17 protein-coding genes and 1 riboswitch are annotated in these 16240 nt (G+C 58.5%); of the genes, 8 read left to right on the top strand and 9 right to left on the bottom strand.

What is annotated here, in order from left to right:
* The first annotated feature begins 50 nt into the window (after positions 1 to 50).
* Positions 51 to 2066, top strand: coding sequence for an excinuclease ABC subunit UvrB (gene uvrB / locus ACWKX3_RS09025; RefSeq protein WP_101738021.1), 2016 nt, complete (start codon positions 51 to 53; stop codon positions 2064 to 2066).
* An 89-nt stretch (positions 2067 to 2155) separates the two neighbouring features.
* On the opposite strand, the gene yvcK is transcribed toward uvrB, so the two are convergent.
* A complete protein-coding gene (gene yvcK, locus ACWKX3_RS09020) occupies positions 2156 to 3064 on the bottom strand; it encodes a uridine diphosphate-N-acetylglucosamine-binding protein YvcK (protein WP_101738020.1) in 909 nt (302 codons plus the stop codon).
* A gap of 226 nt (positions 3065 to 3290) precedes the next feature.
* Positions 3291 to 3425: riboswitch (molybdenum cofactor riboswitch) on the top strand.
* Between yvcK and moaA the strand changes: the two genes are divergently transcribed.
* The 6 genes from moaA to ACWKX3_RS08990 all read left to right on the top strand — a co-directional run bounded on the left by moaA (position 3413) and on the right by ACWKX3_RS08990 (position 6886).
* Entirely contained in the window at positions 3413 to 4402 is a 990-nt protein-coding gene (gene moaA, locus ACWKX3_RS09015; protein WP_042321047.1) for a GTP 3',8-cyclase MoaA, read from the top strand. It overlaps the preceding riboswitch by 13 nt.
* 24 nt (positions 4403 to 4426) lie before the next feature.
* The gene (moaB, locus tag ACWKX3_RS09010) at positions 4427 to 4939 is read left to right on the top strand and encodes a molybdenum cofactor biosynthesis protein B (RefSeq protein ID WP_006177264.1); all 513 of its coding nucleotides are present in this window, start codon (positions 4427 to 4429) and stop codon (positions 4937 to 4939) included.
* 3 nt (positions 4940 to 4942) lie between these two features.
* Complete coding sequence (gene moaC, locus ACWKX3_RS09005) at positions 4943 to 5428, top strand: cyclic pyranopterin monophosphate synthase MoaC (RefSeq protein ID WP_454541615.1); 486 nt, start codon at positions 4943 to 4945, stop codon at positions 5426 to 5428.
* Positions 5421 to 5666 (top strand): molybdopterin synthase sulfur carrier subunit, encoded by a 246-nt coding sequence (gene moaD, locus ACWKX3_RS09000; protein WP_454541614.1) that lies wholly within the window; start codon positions 5421 to 5423, stop codon positions 5664 to 5666. Before moaC ends, moaD begins: the two co-directional genes overlap by 8 nt.
* Before the next feature lies 1 nt (position 5667).
* Positions 5668 to 6120 carry a molybdopterin synthase catalytic subunit MoaE gene (gene moaE, locus ACWKX3_RS08995; protein ID WP_006177267.1) on the top strand — a complete coding sequence of 151 codons (453 nt, stop codon included), beginning with the start codon at positions 5668 to 5670 and terminating at the stop codon, positions 6118 to 6120.
* 58 nt (positions 6121 to 6178) lie between these two features.
* A complete protein-coding gene (locus tag ACWKX3_RS08990) occupies positions 6179 to 6886 on the top strand; it encodes a Bax inhibitor-1/YccA family protein (RefSeq protein ID WP_058610582.1) in 708 nt (235 codons plus the stop codon).
* Between the two features lie 109 nt (positions 6887 to 6995).
* On the opposite strand, the gene ACWKX3_RS08985 is transcribed toward ACWKX3_RS08990, so the two are convergent.
* The 3 genes from ACWKX3_RS08985 to ACWKX3_RS08975 are packed head-to-tail and all read right to left on the bottom strand — an operon-like array spanning position 6996 to position 9954.
* A complete protein-coding gene (locus ACWKX3_RS08985) occupies positions 6996 to 7958 on the bottom strand; it encodes a lysylphosphatidylglycerol synthase domain-containing protein (protein ID WP_006177269.1) in 963 nt (320 codons plus the stop codon).
* A complete protein-coding gene (gene clsB, locus ACWKX3_RS08980; protein ID WP_400443123.1) occupies positions 7958 to 9196 on the bottom strand; it encodes a cardiolipin synthase ClsB in 1239 nt (412 codons plus the stop codon). The genes ACWKX3_RS08985 and clsB overlap by 1 nt, the downstream gene beginning before the upstream one ends.
* Positions 9193 to 9954, bottom strand: coding sequence for an endonuclease/exonuclease/phosphatase family protein (locus tag ACWKX3_RS08975; RefSeq protein ID WP_006177271.1), 762 nt, complete (start codon positions 9952 to 9954; stop codon positions 9193 to 9195). Before ACWKX3_RS08975 ends, clsB begins: the two co-directional genes overlap by 4 nt.
* Positions 9955 to 10087: 133 nt before the next feature.
* Here ACWKX3_RS08975 and ACWKX3_RS08970 point away from each other — a divergent pair, with 133 nt between their 5' ends.
* Positions 10088 to 10498, top strand: a complete 411-nt coding sequence (locus ACWKX3_RS08970; protein ID WP_006177272.1) for a YbhQ family protein — start codon at positions 10088 to 10090, stop codon at positions 10496 to 10498.
* Here the strand turns inward: ACWKX3_RS08970 and ACWKX3_RS08965 are convergent.
* From ACWKX3_RS08965 to cecR, 5 genes are read right to left on the bottom strand one after another with little or no spacing between them, the layout of a single operon-like run.
* Positions 10460 to 11566: an ABC transporter permease gene (locus tag ACWKX3_RS08965; RefSeq protein ID WP_400406282.1), complete on the bottom strand. Its 1107-nt coding sequence runs from the start codon at positions 11564 to 11566 to the stop codon at positions 10460 to 10462. The genes ACWKX3_RS08970 and ACWKX3_RS08965 overlap by 39 nt on opposite strands.
* 57 nt (positions 11567 to 11623) lie before the next feature.
* On the bottom strand, positions 11624 to 12757 hold the full coding sequence (locus ACWKX3_RS08960) for an ABC transporter permease (protein WP_042321052.1): 1134 nt from the start codon (positions 12755 to 12757) through the stop codon (positions 11624 to 11626).
* On the bottom strand, positions 12747 to 14486 hold the full coding sequence (locus ACWKX3_RS08955) for an ATP-binding cassette domain-containing protein (RefSeq protein ID WP_400406288.1): 1740 nt from the start codon (positions 14484 to 14486) through the stop codon (positions 12747 to 12749). The genes ACWKX3_RS08960 and ACWKX3_RS08955 overlap by 11 nt, the downstream gene beginning before the upstream one ends.
* Positions 14479 to 15474: a secretion protein HlyD gene (gene hlyD, locus ACWKX3_RS08950; protein WP_006177276.1), complete on the bottom strand. Its 996-nt coding sequence runs from the start codon at positions 15472 to 15474 to the stop codon at positions 14479 to 14481. Before hlyD ends, ACWKX3_RS08955 begins: the two co-directional genes overlap by 8 nt.
* Positions 15471 to 16148, bottom strand: coding sequence for a transcriptional regulator CecR (gene cecR, locus ACWKX3_RS08945; RefSeq protein WP_137271820.1), 678 nt, complete (start codon positions 16146 to 16148; stop codon positions 15471 to 15473). Before cecR ends, hlyD begins: the two co-directional genes overlap by 4 nt.
* Positions 16149 to 16240 lie beyond the last annotated feature (92 nt).

Raw genomic sequence — 16240 nt, 5'->3', positions numbered from 1 at the left:
AAGGAGTAAAATTACACGTCTGCCGCTAAATCCGTCATCAGGTCGTTGCCATGAGTAAACCGTTCAAATTGAATTCCGCTTTCCGTCCATCGGGGGATCAGCCTGAGGCGATTCGCCGCCTGGAAGAGGGGCTGGAAGATGGGCTTGCACACCAGACGCTGCTGGGGGTGACCGGCTCGGGTAAAACCTTTACCGTCGCCAACGTGATTGCCGACCTGCAGCGCCCAACCATGGTGCTGGCACCCAACAAAACCCTCGCGGCACAGCTTTACGGCGAGATGAAAGAGTTCTTCCCGGAAAACGCGGTGGAGTATTTCGTCTCTTACTACGATTACTACCAGCCGGAAGCCTACGTTCCCAGCTCTGACACCTTTATCGAAAAAGATGCCTCGGTGAACGAACACATCGAACAGATGCGTCTGTCGGCCACCAAAGCGCTGCTTGAGCGGCGTGATGTGGTGGTGGTCGCGTCGGTCTCGGCCATCTACGGCCTGGGCGACCCGGATCTGTACCTGAAGATGATGCTTCACCTCACGGTGGGGATGATTATCGACCAGCGTGCGATCCTGCGCCGGCTGGCAGAGCTGCAGTACACCCGCAACGACCAGGCTTTCCAGCGCGGCACGTTCCGCGTGCGCGGCGAGGTAATTGATATCTTCCCGGCGGAATCGGACGACATGGCCCTGCGCGTGGAGCTGTTCGACGAAGAGGTTGAGCGGCTGTCGCTGTTCGACCCGCTGACGGGGCACATTGAATCAGTGATCCAACGCTTTACCGTCTACCCTAAAACGCACTACGTCACGCCGCGCGAGCGTATCGTGCAGGCGATGGAAGATATCAAGGCCGAACTGGCAGACCGGCGCAAGGTGCTGCTGGCGAACAACAAGCTGCTCGAAGAGCAGCGTTTAAGCCAGCGAACCCAGTTTGACCTGGAGATGATGAACGAGCTGGGCTACTGCTCCGGCATCGAAAACTACTCGCGCTACCTCTCCGGGCGCGGGCCGGGCGAAGCGCCGCCGACGCTGTTTGACTACCTTCCTGCGGATGGCCTGCTGGTGATCGACGAATCCCACGTCACCATCCCGCAAATCGGCGGGATGTATCGCGGCGACCGCGCGCGTAAAGAGACGCTGGTGGAGTATGGCTTCCGCCTACCGTCGGCGCTGGATAACCGCCCGATGAAGTTTGAAGAGTTTGAGGCCCTCGCGCCGCAAACCATCTACGTGTCGGCAACGCCGGGCAACTACGAGCTGGAAAAATCCGGCGAGGACGTGGTTGATCAGGTGGTGCGTCCGACCGGGCTGCTCGACCCGATTATCGAAGTGCGTCCTGTCGCCACCCAGGTGGACGATCTGCTCTCGGAGATCCGTCTCCGCTCCGCTATTAACGAGCGCGTACTGGTCACCACGCTGACCAAACGTATGGCCGAAGACCTGACCGAATATCTGGAAGAGCACGGCGAGAAGGTGCGGTATCTGCACTCGGACATCGATACCGTTGAGCGTATGGAGATCATCCGCGACCTGCGCCTTGGCGAGTTTGACGTGCTGGTGGGGATCAACCTTCTGCGAGAAGGCCTGGACATGCCGGAGGTGTCGCTGGTTGCGATACTTGACGCCGACAAAGAGGGCTTCCTGCGTTCTGAACGTTCACTCATTCAGACCATTGGCCGTGCCGCCCGTAACGTCAACGGTAAGGCCATTCTGTACGGCGATAAGATCACCCCGTCAATGGCGAAAGCGATTGGCGAAACGGAACGTCGCCGCGAGAAGCAGCAGCGCTACAACGAAGAGCACGGCATCACGCCTCAGGGTCTGAACAAGAAAGTGGTGGATATTCTGGCGCTGGGTCAGAACATTGCGAAGACCAAAACCAAAGGGCGCGGGAAAGCCCGTCCAGTGGTGGAGGAGGATACCGTCGCGCTGACGCCGAAAGCGTTGCAGCAGAAGATCCACGAGCTGGAAGGGCAGATGATGCAGCACGCGCAGAATCTGGAGTTCGAGGAGGCCGCGCAAATCCGCGACCAGCTGCATCAGCTGAGGGATCTGTTCATCGCGGCATCGTAAGTGGTTTTTGCCCGGTGGCGCTGCGCTTACCGGGCCTACTTTTTTCCCCCTCTCCCTGTGGGTGAGGGCATCAGGCCGCAAAAACGTACCTAACCTAACGCCTGAATCGCCTTCTCCAGCGCGTCACGCAACAGGTGGCGGTCGTGGCGATATTTGATATCGCTCGCCTCCAGCGGCTCCTGCACCACCACGCGATCGCCAATGCCGGAGATATCCACTTTTGGTCCCACCACCACGCCGTCGATGATTTTCTTGCCGACGTACTGCTCCATCAGATCCAGTTTGTCCCCCAGCGACAGGCTCGCAGCCGCCGGACTGAGTTCGCGGCCTAAGTTACCGATATACACCATCGGTGCGGGCGTTCTGCGCAGCGCCTGGGCCAGCTCCTTCACCAGTAACAGCGGCATCAGGCTGGTGTAAAAACTGCCGGGGCCAATCAGGATAAGATCCGCTTCGCCAATCGCCTCGACGGCTTCCCGCGTGGCTGGCACGCTGGGGTAGGTCATGAGCTCTTTTGGCGGCAGCAGAAGCTGGTCGATATTCACTTCGCCATACACTTCATGTCCTTCGGCATCGATCGCCATTAAATCGACCGGTTGCTCTGACATGGGGATCAGAAACGCATCCACTTTCAGCAGATTACGAATCAAATTGATCGCTTCGAGAGGGCGCACGCTCAGGTGGTCCAGCGCCTTTAACATCAGGTTTCCGAGGTTATGCCCCGAAAGCTCGCCATTTCCACCAAAACGGTACTCAAACATGGCGGACGCCACGCTGGGTTCGGTGATTAACTGATTCAGACAGTTGCGCATATCGCCCCAGGCAATCCCGCCTTCCGCACGGCGGATCCGGCCCGTCGAGCCTCCGTTATCCGTCGTTGTCACTATCCCTGTCAGCCGCGAGCCGAGTGAGGATAATGAGGACATGACCCTGCCCAGGCCATGGCCTCCGCCCAGAGCGACCACCCGGTCAAGATCGGCAAAAGTGCGATTGCGCATTTATTTTCCTTATGAGGTTCTGACCGCGTAACAGTAACCCAACTACCCCGAAAAGACGATTGCTGACCCGATGCATAATGACGTAAATCAATGCGAAATTGCGGTTTTTAGGTATTCTGTCGTTAAAATGCACGATCGTGACGTTATGTAGAGAATTATATAGCGAAAAGCGATAATGGCGAAGTGGTGATTTACGCGCTACTATCGCCTTAACCACGTTTTCAAATTTGAAAACATACACTCTAGCCTTAGCGCCTGTGTCGAACAGATATGGCGCTCTGGCCGTGGCGGATTGCCACCAGGGTACAGAAAGAAATGACTGTGCCTCCCGTATCTGGAAAGGTGTACATGGCTTCACAACTTACTGATGCTTTCGCGCGTAAGTTTTTCTACTTACGTCTGTCGATTACCGATGTGTGCAACTTCCGTTGCACCTACTGTCTGCCTGACGGCTACAAGCCGGGCAGCGTCACCAATAACGGTTTTCTCTCCGTCGATGAAGTGCGTCGCGTTACGCGCGCGTTCTCAGAACTCGGTACTGAAAAAGTCCGTCTGACCGGCGGCGAGCCTTCTCTGCGTCGCGATTTTCCCGACATCATTGCCGCCGTGCGCGAAAATGAGCGCATCCGGCAAATTGCCGTGACCACTAACGGCTACCGTATGGCCCGTGACGTGGCGGCCTGGCGCGATGCGGGCCTGACGGCGATTAACGTCAGCGTGGACAGCCTCGACGCGCGCCAGTTTCACGCCATCACCGGACAGGACAAGTTCCGTCAGGTTATGGACGGCATTGACGCGGCGTTTGCAGCCGGTTTCGATAAAGTCAAAGTCAACACGGTTCTGATGCGTGATGTGAACCATCACCAGCTGGACACCTTCCTGGCGTGGATCAAACCGCGCCGCATTCAACTGCGTTTTATTGAGCTGATGGAAACCGGCGAAGGCAGCGAACTGTTCCGCCGCCATCATATTTCCGGCATGGTGCTGCGCGACGCGCTGCTGCGACGCGGCTGGATCCACCAGATCCGCCAGCGCAGCGATGGCCCGGCGCAGGTCTTTTGTCACCCCGATTACGAAGGGGAAATAGGGCTTATCATGCCGTATGAAAAAGACTTCTGCGCCAGCTGCAACCGCCTGCGCGTCTCGTCCATCGGCAAACTGCATTTGTGCCTGTTCGGCGACGGCGGTGTGGATCTGCGCGATCTGCTGGAGAACGATGCTCAGCAGGAGGCGCTTGAAGCGCGTATTTCTGAGGCGCTAACGCACAAAAAGCAGACCCACTTCCTGCATCAGGGCAACACCGGTATTACTCAGAACCTGTCCTACATTGGCGGGTAATCAGCTTTAAGAAGGAACCAGAAGATGAGTCAGGTAAGCGCAGAATTTATCCCGACACGCATTGCCATTCTTACCGTTTCCGAGCGCCGTGGCGAAGAGGACGACACCTCCGGCCACTGGCTGCGCGACGCGGCGCACGACGCCGGGCACCAGATCGTGGATAAAGCCATTGTGAAAGAGAACCGCTACGCCATTCGCGCGCAGGTGTCACAGTGGATCGCCAGCGATGAAGTGCAGGTGGTGCTGATTACCGGCGGCACCGGTTTTACCGCGGGCGACCAGGCCCCGGAAGCGTTGCTGCCGCTGTTTGACCGCGAAGTAGAAGGATTTGGTGAAGTGTTCCGCATGCTCTCGTTTGAAGAGATTGGCACCTCCACGCTGCAGTCCCGCGCCGTGGCGGGGATCGCCAATAAGACGCTGATTTTCGCCATGCCAGGCTCGACCAAAGCTTGCCGTACCGCGTGGGAGAACATCATCGCGCCACAGCTTGATGCCCGTACCCGTCCGTGTAATTTCCATCCTCATTTGAAGAAATAAGCTATGTCGCAACTGACCCACATTAACGCCGCTGGCGAAGCGCATATGGTCGACGTCTCTGCCAAAGCGGAAACGGTGCGCGAAGCGCGTGCCGAAGCCTTTGTCACCATGCTGCCAGACACCCTGGCAATGATCATTGACGGTAGCCACCACAAAGGCGACGTCTTTGCCACCGCCCGCATTGCCGGTATTCAGGCGGCAAAACGCACCTGGGAGTTAATCCCGCTCTGCCACCCGCTGATGCTCAGCAAGGTTGAAGTCAATCTGCAGGCGCAGCCGGAACACAGCCGCGTGCGCATTGAGTCGCTTTGTCGCTTAAGCGGTAAAACCGGCGTGGAGATGGAGGCGTTGACGGCGGCCTCCGTCTCGGCGTTGACCATCTACGACATGTGCAAGGCCGTGCAGAAAGATATGGTTATTGGCCCGGTTCGCCTGCTGGCGAAAAGCGGCGGCAAATCCGGTGATTTTAAGGTGGACAGCCATGATTAAGGTGCTCTTTTTTGCGCAGGTTCGTGAGCTGGTTGATACCGACAGCCTGACGCTTGATACCCCCTTTGAAAACGTGGCCGCGCTGCGCGCGCACCTTGCGGCACAGGGCGATCGCTGGGCGCTGGCGCTGGACGAAGGCAAGCTGCTGGCTGCCGTTAACCAGACGCTGGTTGAGTTTAGCTATCCGCTGACGGCGGGTGATGAAGTGGCGTTCTTCCCGCCGGTCACGGGGGGCTGATATGGACGACACCCGAATTCTGGTCAGCCCCGACCGCTTTAACGTCGGCACGGAATATGCCTGGCTGGCCGAGCGCGATGAAGATGGCGCGGTCGTCACCTTTACCGGCAAAGTGCGTAACCATAACCTCGGCGACAGCGTCAAGGCGTTAACCCTGGAGCACTATCCGGGCATGACCGAGAAATCCCTCGCGGAGATCGTCGTTGAAGCGCGGGGCCGCTGGCCGCTCGGGCGCGTCACGGTTATCCACCGCATCGGCGAAATGTGGCCGGGTGAAGAGATTGTGTTTGTTGGCGTGACCAGCGCACACCGCAGCAGCGCCTTTGCGGCGGGGGAGTTCATTATGGATTACCTCAAAACAAAAGCCCCGTTCTGGAAGCGTGAAGCGACGCCGGAAGGCGACCGCTGGGTAGAGTCGCGCGACAGCGACAAACAGGCCGCCAGCCGTTGGTAACAGGTTGACGCAGATGTGTTAGTCTTAACGTGTGTCTCTACTTAATCAGGAGTGAATCATGGACCGATTTCCGCGTTCCGATTCGATAGTACAGCAGACCCGTAGCGGCCTGCAGACGTATATGGCTCAGGTTTACGGCTGGATGACGGTCGGCCTGCTGTTGACCGCGTTTATCGCGTGGTATGCGGCAAACACGCCCGAGCTGATGATGTTTATCTTCTCCAGCAAAATCACCTTCTTTGGGTTGATTATCGCGCAGCTGGCATTGGTATTCGTGCTTTCAGGGCTGGTGCATAAGCTCAGCGCTGGCATGGCGACCACGCTCTTTATGCTCTATTCGGCGCTGACGGGGCTGACGCTCTCCAGTATCTTCATCGTTTATACCTACTCTTCCATCGCCAGCACCTTCGTGGTGGCCGGGGGGATGTTCGGTGCGATGAGTCTTTACGGCTACACCACCAAACGTGACCTGAGCGGTTTAGGCAGCATGCTGTTTATGGGGCTGATTGGGATTGTGCTGGCGTCGCTGGTCAACCTGTGGCTCAAAAGCGAGGCGCTGATGTGGGCCGTGACCTATATCGGCGTGGTGGTCTTTGTGGGGCTGACGGCGTACGACACGCAGAAGCTGAAAAACATTGGCAACCAGATTGACGTGCGCGACGGCACCACCCTGCGCAAATACTCCATTCTTGGCGCGCTGACGCTGTATCTGGACTTTATCAACCTGTTCCTGATGCTGCTGCGTATTATGGGTAATCGTCGATAAGTTTGTTTTCCCCTCACCCTAACCCTCTCCCCATAGGGGAGAGGGGATTGCACGGTGCAGCCTTTTCTCCCTCGCCCCTATGGGGAGAGGGCCGGGGTGAGGGGGGCTGTTATTTCGCCATCGCCTTCTCGTTTTTCGCCCGCAGCTTCTTCGCACGACTTTCCAGAGCCAGATAGCACACCGTGGCCAGCGCCAGCGGCAGGAAGTAGTAGATCATGCGATACGCAAGCAGGGCGGCAATAATGGCTCCCTGCGAGACATGCTCTCCGGCAAGCAGCGCAATAAACACCGCCTCCAGCACGCCGATCCCGGCGGGAATGTGCACGATAACCCCGGCAATACTGCTCACCAGCAGCACGCCGAGCACGAAGAAGTAATTCACGTCTTCGCCAATCAGCAGCCAGATAATGGCCCCCATCGCCATCCAGTTCGCGCTGGAGACCGCCATTTGCAGAACCGCAAATTTCCACGACGGCAGCACCAGCTTTTGCTTTTTGATGGTGATATGGCGACGTTTGGCAAATGCGCAGGCCCAGAGATACACGGCAATGATCAGCAGCAGCACCACACCCAGAATACGCAGCGTGGCTTCGTCGATATACCAGTGCGCCGGGAGCTGCACCACGCCGACAGTGAATATCACCCCGCCGAGCAGAATATAGCCCAGCCAGTTGGTGGTAATACTCAGCGAGAAAATGCGGGTGATGGTGCCGCCCGGCAGCCCGAGGCGCGAGTAAAGGCGATAGCGCATGCCAATCCCACCGACCCAGGTGCTGAGCGTCAGGTTAAAGGCGTAGCAGATAAACGACACCAGCATCACCTGGCGTTTTGCCAGCTTATGGCCGCAGTAGGCGCGTCCTAGCAGGTCATAGCAGCCGTACATCAGGTAACTCACAATCACCAGCCCGACGGCGCTCAGCAGCACCATGCGGTTATAGTTGCGAATCACCTTCCAGACCTCTTCCCAGTCAACTTTCTGGGCATACACGACCAGCAGCACGGCGACGGCAATAAAGAACAGCCAGGTGAGGATCTTCTTCGCCAGACGCCAGCGGGGATGGGATTTTGACATCAGGTTTTCCCTCCATTTTCCGCTTCTACGCGGTCCTGGGTTTCCATTTCGGGCTGCACCGGTGGGTCCACCAGTTCAAGTTTTGGGGTATGCGCAGGCAGCCAGCCTACCATGGCCGGGAAGTGGCGCAGGAAGTGGAACACCACCACGCCAATGCCCAGGTTCCACCATGTGCGTTTGGGCACCATGGTTTCATCCACCCGCACACAGTCGTTGACGATAAGTCCGTGAAGGTTCTCGCGCAGGGTGTGGTTAAACTGACGGTCGTGGATGATCAGGTTGGCTTCCAGGTTAAGGGACAAACTCAGCGGGTCGAGGTTGCTGGAGCCGACGGTCGCCCAGTGATCGTCCATGAGTGCCACCTTGCCGTGCAGCGGTCGGCGGCGATATTCATATATCTGCACGCCGCCTTTCACCAGATAGTTATAGAGCAGGCGCGCGCCCACCTTCACAATCGGCATATCCGGCTCGCCCTGAACGATTAGCTTCACGCGTACCCCACGGCGTGCGGCGCTGCGCATAGCGTGCAGCAGGCGGTAGCCGGGGAAGAAGTAGGCGTTGGCGATAATCACCTCGCGCTTCGCGTTCGCCAGCATCTTCAGGTAATGGCGTTCGATATCGTCCCGGTGCTCGCCGTTATCGCGCCAGACAAACAGCGCCTGGGCCTCGCCGGGATGGCGGTTCTCTTCCGGGCGATGACGGCGTCGCCACCAGCGGCGCGCTGCCTCTTTTCCGGGCAGGTTCTCCAGTTCAAACAGCAAAATATCCTGCACCACCGGGCCTTCGATCCGAATGGCATAGTCCTGCTTGGCCTCTGGACCGTAGTCCGACATGTGCTCGGCGGAGTAGTTAATGCCGCCGACAAACGCCACGGTCTCATCGATCACCACAATTTTGCGGTGCATACGGCGGAAAAGGTTGGTGCGCATGCCAAACAGGCGCGGGCCGGGATCGTAGTAACGGAATACCACCCCAGCGGAGGTCAATTCGCTAACAAACTCTTTGCTGAGATCGGGCGAACCGTAGCCGTCGAGCAGCACTTCGATTTTGATACCGCGCTGGGCGGCGCGCAGCAACACGCCGTGCAGTTGCTTGCCAACGTCGTCTTCGAACCAGATAAAGGTTTCAAGGATCACCCTCTGCCGGGCGCGATCGATAGCCTCAAAGACGGCCGGATAATAGTTATCGCCATTTTCCAGCAGCGTAATACGGTTTCCTTCCTGCCATGTACATTTCATAGGTGTATCTCCGCGCTGAGCGGGGCATGGTCAGACAGATGTCGCCAGTTAAGAAGCGCCAGCGCGGTTGGGCTGCTGGCGTGAGCATTTTTTACGTAGATACGGTCAAGGCGCAGCAGGGGAAAGCGCACCGGGAACGTGCGCGCTGGCCTGCCGTGGGCGCGGGTGAATATCTCCTCCAGCCCGGCTTCGGCCTTCAGCGGATGATTCGCCCGCTGCCGCCAGTCGTTGAAATCGCCCGCGACCACCACCGGTTCGCCTTCCGGCAGGGCGTTGGTCCACTCGGCGAGCATCTGCAGCTGCGCCTGGCGGTGCGCCTCCCGCAGGCCGAGATGCACACAGCCTACGTGGATGGGGAATGTCAGATCCGGCGGGGCGATACGGCAGTAAAGCAGCCCGCGTTTTTCACTTTCACCGACGGAGACGTCGCGGTTTTCGTAATGCTCAATGGGAAAACGCGACAGCACCGCATTGCCGTGATGCCCTTCCGGGTAAACCGCGTTGCGCCCGTAGGCGTAATCGCTCCACATGGTATCCGCCAGAAATTCGTAGTGGGGCGTATCGGGCCAGTTTTCAACGTGCATCGGATGCACTTCGTGCGCGCCCATCACCTCCTGCAGGCAGACAATATCTGCGCTGACGGTGCGTACAGCGTCGCGCAGTTCCGGTAAAATGAAGCGGCGATTAAATGCTGTGAAGCCTTTATGAATATTAATCGTCAACACCTTAAGTGAGAAATGCTGTTTTTTATTGGTCATACACTCCTGCCAGCGTCACTATCCTGATGAAAATAAAGTGTAGTCGTCGTCACAAAAAGATGCGGCGTTACGGAATTTTCCGTAAAGTGCGGTAGTCTGAATTAGCAGAGAAAAATCCTTCAGGAGAGAAGCCATGAAGTGGCAACAACGCGTTCGTGTCGCAACGGGACTGAGTTGTTGGCAGATAATGTTGCATTTACTGGTCGTGGCCGTACTGGTGATGGGCTGGATGAGCGGTACGCTGGTGCGTGTTGGCTTAGGCCTGTGTGTGGTTTACGGCGTGACCGTGCTGTCGATGCTGTTTTTGCAGCGTCACCATGAAGCACGCTGGCGCGAAGTGGGTGATGTGCTCGAGGAGCTGACCACCACCTGGTATTTTGGCGCGGCGATGATCGTCCTGTGGCTGCTGTCGCGCGTGCTGCAAAACAACCTGCTGCTGGCCCTGGCGGGTCTGGCAATCCTCGCAGGGCCAGCGGTGGTCTCGTTACTGACCAAAGAGAAAAAGCTACGCGATGTTTCGTCTAAACATCGCATAGGCCACTGAACCCGTCGTGGCCGCGATGACCAGTAGCGGCCATAAACTTCCCCAGACAATGTCCAGACTCGCATCCTTCAGGTAGATCTGCTTGGTGATATCCGTAAAGTGTCGAATCGGGTTTATCCACGTCAGATCCTGTAACCAGACCGGCATGTTTTCTACCGGTGAGACGTACCCCGAAAGCAATATCGCCGGCATCATAAAGACGAATACCCCGATAAACGCCTGCTGCTGCGTGGAGCAGAGCGCCGAGATAAGCAGGCCAAACCCGACCAGCGACAGCCCGTAAATCACCATGGTGAAGTAAAACAGCGCCAGCGATCCGGCGAAGGGGATCTGGTATGCCCAAATCCCGACGCCCAGCACAATGGTGGCCTGGAAGGTGGCGACAATCAGCGCCGGAATCGCTTTGCCGACGAAAATTTGCCAGGTTGCCAGCGGTGAGACCAGCAGCTGATCGAGCGTGCCTTGCTCGCGCTCGCGCGCCACGGAGAGCGAAGTGACGATCATCACGCCGATGGTGGTGATCATGGCGATCAGCGACGGCACCACAAACCACTTGTAGTCGAGGTTTGGGTTATACCAGTTCCGCACCACCAGCTCGCTGTTGTTGGGTTTGGGTTTGCCCGCCATCAGCTCCTGCTGATAATCCTTCACCACCTGCTGCAGATAATTGGCCGCAATCTGGGCGCTGTTGGAGTTGCGTCCGTCGAGGATGAGCTGCATCGGCGCGGTCTGGAAGGTGTCGAGATTGCGCGAGAAGTCGGCCGGGAAACGCACCAGCAGCAGCGCTTTCTGGGTATCGATGGTCGGCTGGATCTCCTGCGGGCTTTTTAGCAGCAGTACGTGCGTAAAGGCTTTCGCGCGGGCGAAACGCTGGGTCAGCTCAATGGCATGTTTGCCGCTGTCCTCGTTATAAATCGCGATGGTGGCGTTGGTCACTTCAAGCGTGGCGGCAAACGGGAACAGCAGTACCTGAATTAATACCGGCAGTACCAGTATCGCGCGCGTCTGCGGTTCGCGCAGCAGCGACTGCAGCTCTTTGCGGATCAATGTCCATAAACGGTGAAACATTGTGTCGTCCTCCTGTCGGGCGGCGCGTACGCTTACCCGACCTACAAAATCCGTTGGTTAATCTAATCGCCGTTTGGTCTTCATCCACGTCAGGCCGATGAACATCACGGCCGACCCCATCAAAAACAGGATGTTGATAATCAGCACCGCCGGAATATTCCCGGCAAGGAACAGGCTCTGTAAGGTACTCACGAAGTAGCGCGCCGGAATGATATAGGTCACCACCCGGATGGCCGCAGGCATGCTGTCTATCTGGAAGATAAAACCGGACAGCATAATCGACGGCAGGAACGCGGCGTTCAGCGCCACCTGCGCGGCGTTAAACTGGTTGCGGGTGACGGTGGAGATCAGCAGTCCCATGCCGAGCGTGCTCAGCAAAAACAGGCTGGTGATCAGGAACAACAGCACCAGCGAGCCGCGGTATGGCACGCCGAGGATAAAGACTGACACCAGCATACAGAGCAGCATCGCCAGCATGCCGAGGAAATAGTAGGGGATCAGCTTGCAGAGCAGCAGCTCCACCCGCGTGACCTCGGTTGAGAGCAGCGCCTCCATGGTGCCGCGCTCCCACTCGCGTGCAATCACCAGCGAGGTGAGGATCGCGCCAATCACCGTCATGATGATGGTCACCGCACCGGGAATAATAAAGTGCTGGCTGATGGCGGCGGGGTTAAACCAGTAGCGGGTCTGCACGTCGATCAGGGGCTCGAACGTTTCGCCGCGATCCTCAGCGCGCTGCATTTGCCACAGCTGCCAGATCCCCTCCGCGTAGCCCTGCACGAAGTTGGCGGTGTTAGGCTCGCTGCCGTCGGTAATCACCTGGATGGGCGCCTCGGTTCCGGCGCGCGCCATATTGGCGGCAAAATCTACCGGAATGACGATCAGCCCGCGTATTTTCCCGGCCTGCATCTTCTGGATCAGTTCCTGGCGGTTGTCGCTAATCGTCGCGTCAATGTAAGGCGAGCCGGTCAGGGCGTGGGTGAAATCCAGCGCCTCTTTGCTCTGCTGCTCCAGCAACACCCCGACCCGCAGCTTGCTGGAGTCGAGGTTAATTCCGTAGCCAAAGATAAACAGCAGCAGCAGGGGGATCACCACTGCAATGAGCCAGCTGCTCGGGTCGCGCACAATCTGCCGCGTCTCTTTGACGCACAGCGCGCGCACCCTGCGCCACGAAATGGCGTTACTGCGCATGAGCATTCTCCTTATCCCAGTCGTGGATGAGGGTGATAAACGCCTGCTCCATGGTCGGGTCCGGGACGTCATCATCGGCGGCCTGCGCTTTGAGATCGTCCGGCGTACCGTGAGCGATGAGCTTGCCGCGATAGACCAGCCCGATACGGTCGCAATACTCCGCCTCGTCCATAAAGTGGGTGGTGACCATCACCGTCACGCCTTTTTCCACCATGCTGTTGATGTGCAGCCAGAACTCGCGGCGGGTGAGCGGGTCAACGCCCGACGTCGGTTCATCGAGAAACAGAATATCCGGCTCGTGCATCAGCGAGCAGGCCAGGGCGAGGCGTTGCTTAAAGCCGAGCGGCAGTTCGTCGGTGGCGTGGGAGGCGATGCTGGTCAGGCCAAACGCGTCGCGCATGCGGCTGATTTTTTCGTTCTGCGCCCGTCCCCGCAGGCCATAGACGCCGGAGAAAAAGCGCAAGTTTTGCTCGACCGTCAGGTTGCCGTAGAGCGAAAACTTCTGTGCCATATAGCCGAGGTGCTGGCGCGCCTTGCCGGAACTGACCTTGAGGTCCATATCCAGCACCAGCGCTTTGCCGGAGGTAGGCACCAGCAGGCCGCACATCATTTTAAAGGTTGTGGATTTTCCCGCGCCGTTTGGCCCCAGCAGGCCAAAGATCTCGCCACGCTTCACCGTGAAGTTAACGTTATCCGTCGCGGCAAAATCACCGAATTTTTTGGTGAGCGATTTCGCCTCGATCACCGTTTCACCCGCCGTGCCCTCGACCGTATGCAGAATAGCGGCCAGCGGGGATTCCGACGTTCCCGCACCGCCGAGCAGGTCGATAAACGCATCCTCGAAGCGCGGGGCGGTTTCGTTTATCTCAATCTCGGGCATGCCCTGGGCCTGGCGGATATCGTCGGGAGTCGCCTCTTTTTTGAGGATCACGCGCACCGAACGACCCTGAATCATGCTGTCGCTGACCTGCGGCAGTTTCAGGACCCGCTGCAGCAGCTGGCGGTTGGTCTCCTGCGGGCTGTGCAGCAGAAAGCTGCGCCCGGCCATGCTCTGCGTCAGCGCGGTGGGCTCGCCCTGATAGAGCAACTCTCCCTCGTTCATCAGCAGCACGTCGCGGCACTGCTCGGCTTCGTCGAGGTAGGAGGTACTCCACAGAATTAACATGCCGTCGCCCGCCAGCTCATGCACCATCTGCCATAGCTCGCGGCGCGAGATCGGGTCGACGCCGACGCCGGGCTCATCAAGCAGCAGCACCTTCGGCTCACCTACAAGGGTACAGGCCAGCCCCAGCTTCTGCTTCATCCCGCCGGAGAGTTTCCCCGCCAGACGGTCGGTAAACGGCCCGAGCGAGGTGAACTCCAGCAGACGGGCGAAGGTTTTCTGCCGGGTGTCACCGGTCACGCTGCGCAGGTCGGCGTACAGATTAAGGTTCTCCATCACCGTCAGATCTTCATACAGACCGAACTTTTGCGGCATATAGCCCAGCATGGCGTGGAGCGCACCGTCGTCGTTAATCGGATCGAGGCCGAGCACGCTGGCCGAGCCTTCATCCGGCTTCAGCAAGCCCGCGAGCATGCGCATCAGCGTGGTTTTACCCGCGCCGTCCGGGCCAACCAGCCCGGTGACGTAGCCTTTTTGCAGCGTGCAGTTTAGCGGCGCGACGGCGGGTTTATCCATCCCGGCGAAGCGCTTGACCAGATTATTGAGCTGGATAACCGCGTCATTCATGTCGTTCCCCGTCGGTGAGTTTTACGGTCACGGGCATGCCCTGGCGCAGCGCATCGTCTGCATCGGTCACGATGATGCGCAGGCGGTAGACCAGATCGGTGCGCAGGTCCGGCGTTTCAACGGTTTTCGGGGTGAACTCGGCGGTGGGGGAGACAAAGCCGACCTTCCCGTGGTACGGCTTGTCCGGGCGGCCATCGGTGTACAGCAGCAGCTCGCGGCCCGGCTGCATCTGGCCGAGATTCGGCTCATCAATATAGGCGCGTACCCACACCGGGCGGGTCAGGGAGAGTGTTAAGACGGTGCTGCCCGCGCTCAGCATGCTGCCCGGCTCCACGGCGCGGGTCATCAGCGTGCCGTCGGACGGGGCAACCAGGGTGGTGTCGCGCAGATCCAGTTCCGCCTGTGCCAGCTGCGCCTGCGCCTGCTCGAGGCTGGCTTTTGCCTGGGCGATATCCTGCGGGCGGTTACCGGTGCGGTACTGGCTCAATTTATCCTGCGCCGATTTCAGCGTCGCCTGAGCCTGATCGCGGGACGAACGCGCGTTTTCCAGGTCGTTGGCAGAAATCGTGCGGCTTTTCCACAGCCCCTGCTGGCGATTATAGAAGTTCTTCGCGTAGTCATACGCCGCCTGCGCCTGTCTGACGGCGGCGGTGGCCTGGGCGATCTCTTCATCACGATAGCCAGCCTGCATCAAATCATACTGCGCCTGCGCGACGGAGACGCCCGCCTTTGCCTGCATCAGGGCGTTCTCGAAGGGCGCTTTATCCAGCATCCCCAGCGTCTGGCCGGTTTTGATGGCGTCACCTTCATCCACGTTGAGTGAGGCAAGTCGCCCCCCGACGCGGAAGCTCATATTCACGGTGCGAATATCTACGTTGCCGTAGAGCGTCAGGCCGCGATCCTGCTGGCTTTGATACCACAGCCAGCCGCCGATGCCCGCAGCAAGCAGAACAACGACCACCAGAATGATGGCGACAGGTTTTTTCATGACTTCAGGCTCCTTTGCGTTAAACCCTGCAGGATCAGGTCAACATGACAGGTAATGACCTGGCTTATCTGTGCGGCTTTATCCTCATCGAATTGTGTCCAGCCGGTACGTAGCAAAATGGTTTCTCGCCCCAGACGAAACGCGAGCACTTCGCCCAGCAGGGCGTGGGTATGCAAAATGGTGTTGGTGTCGTGCGCATCCTGGCCGGTATAGGCGGCGATCAGGCGGGTTAAATGGCCGTGCATCGGGTCAATCACCTGGCTGTGCACCAGCTGGTAGGCGGCAGTGGGGGAGAGCTGCTCGCGGGAGATAAATTTGCTCAGGCTCAGGGTGTCGTCGTGCGTCAGCAGGCGGATCATATTGTGGCAGGCGTTGAGGATCAGCTGGCGGATAGCGGCCCGGTCGGGGGAGGGCTGGCTGAGCAGCGCGCTTGCCTCCTCAACGTGTGGGCGGAAATTCTCGCCGATGAAATCGGCGATCCACTGCGCACAGGCGAGATAAAGATCCTCTTTTGAGCCAAAATAGTAGGTAATGGCCGCGATGTTTTGTCCGGCGTGCGCGGCGATATCCCGCGTGGTGGCGTGGAGTCCATACTCGCCAAACTGCGCCAGCGCGGCGGCTATGAGCTGGCTTCTGGCCTGTTCACCTTTGGTGGTGGTCGGAGTCGTATTCATGGCGGTTTTAAAAATTAATCAATCGATTGATTAAGATTATGCCCGGTTCCGGGGTTTGTCCAGCTGACTTCCCCAAAGAAAAGGGCTGTCGA

This window comes from Enterobacter sp. UPMP2052, assembly GCF_053709675.1.
Note: the sequence above shows the minus strand (reverse complement) of the source record. Positions and strands in the feature narration are given on the sequence as shown.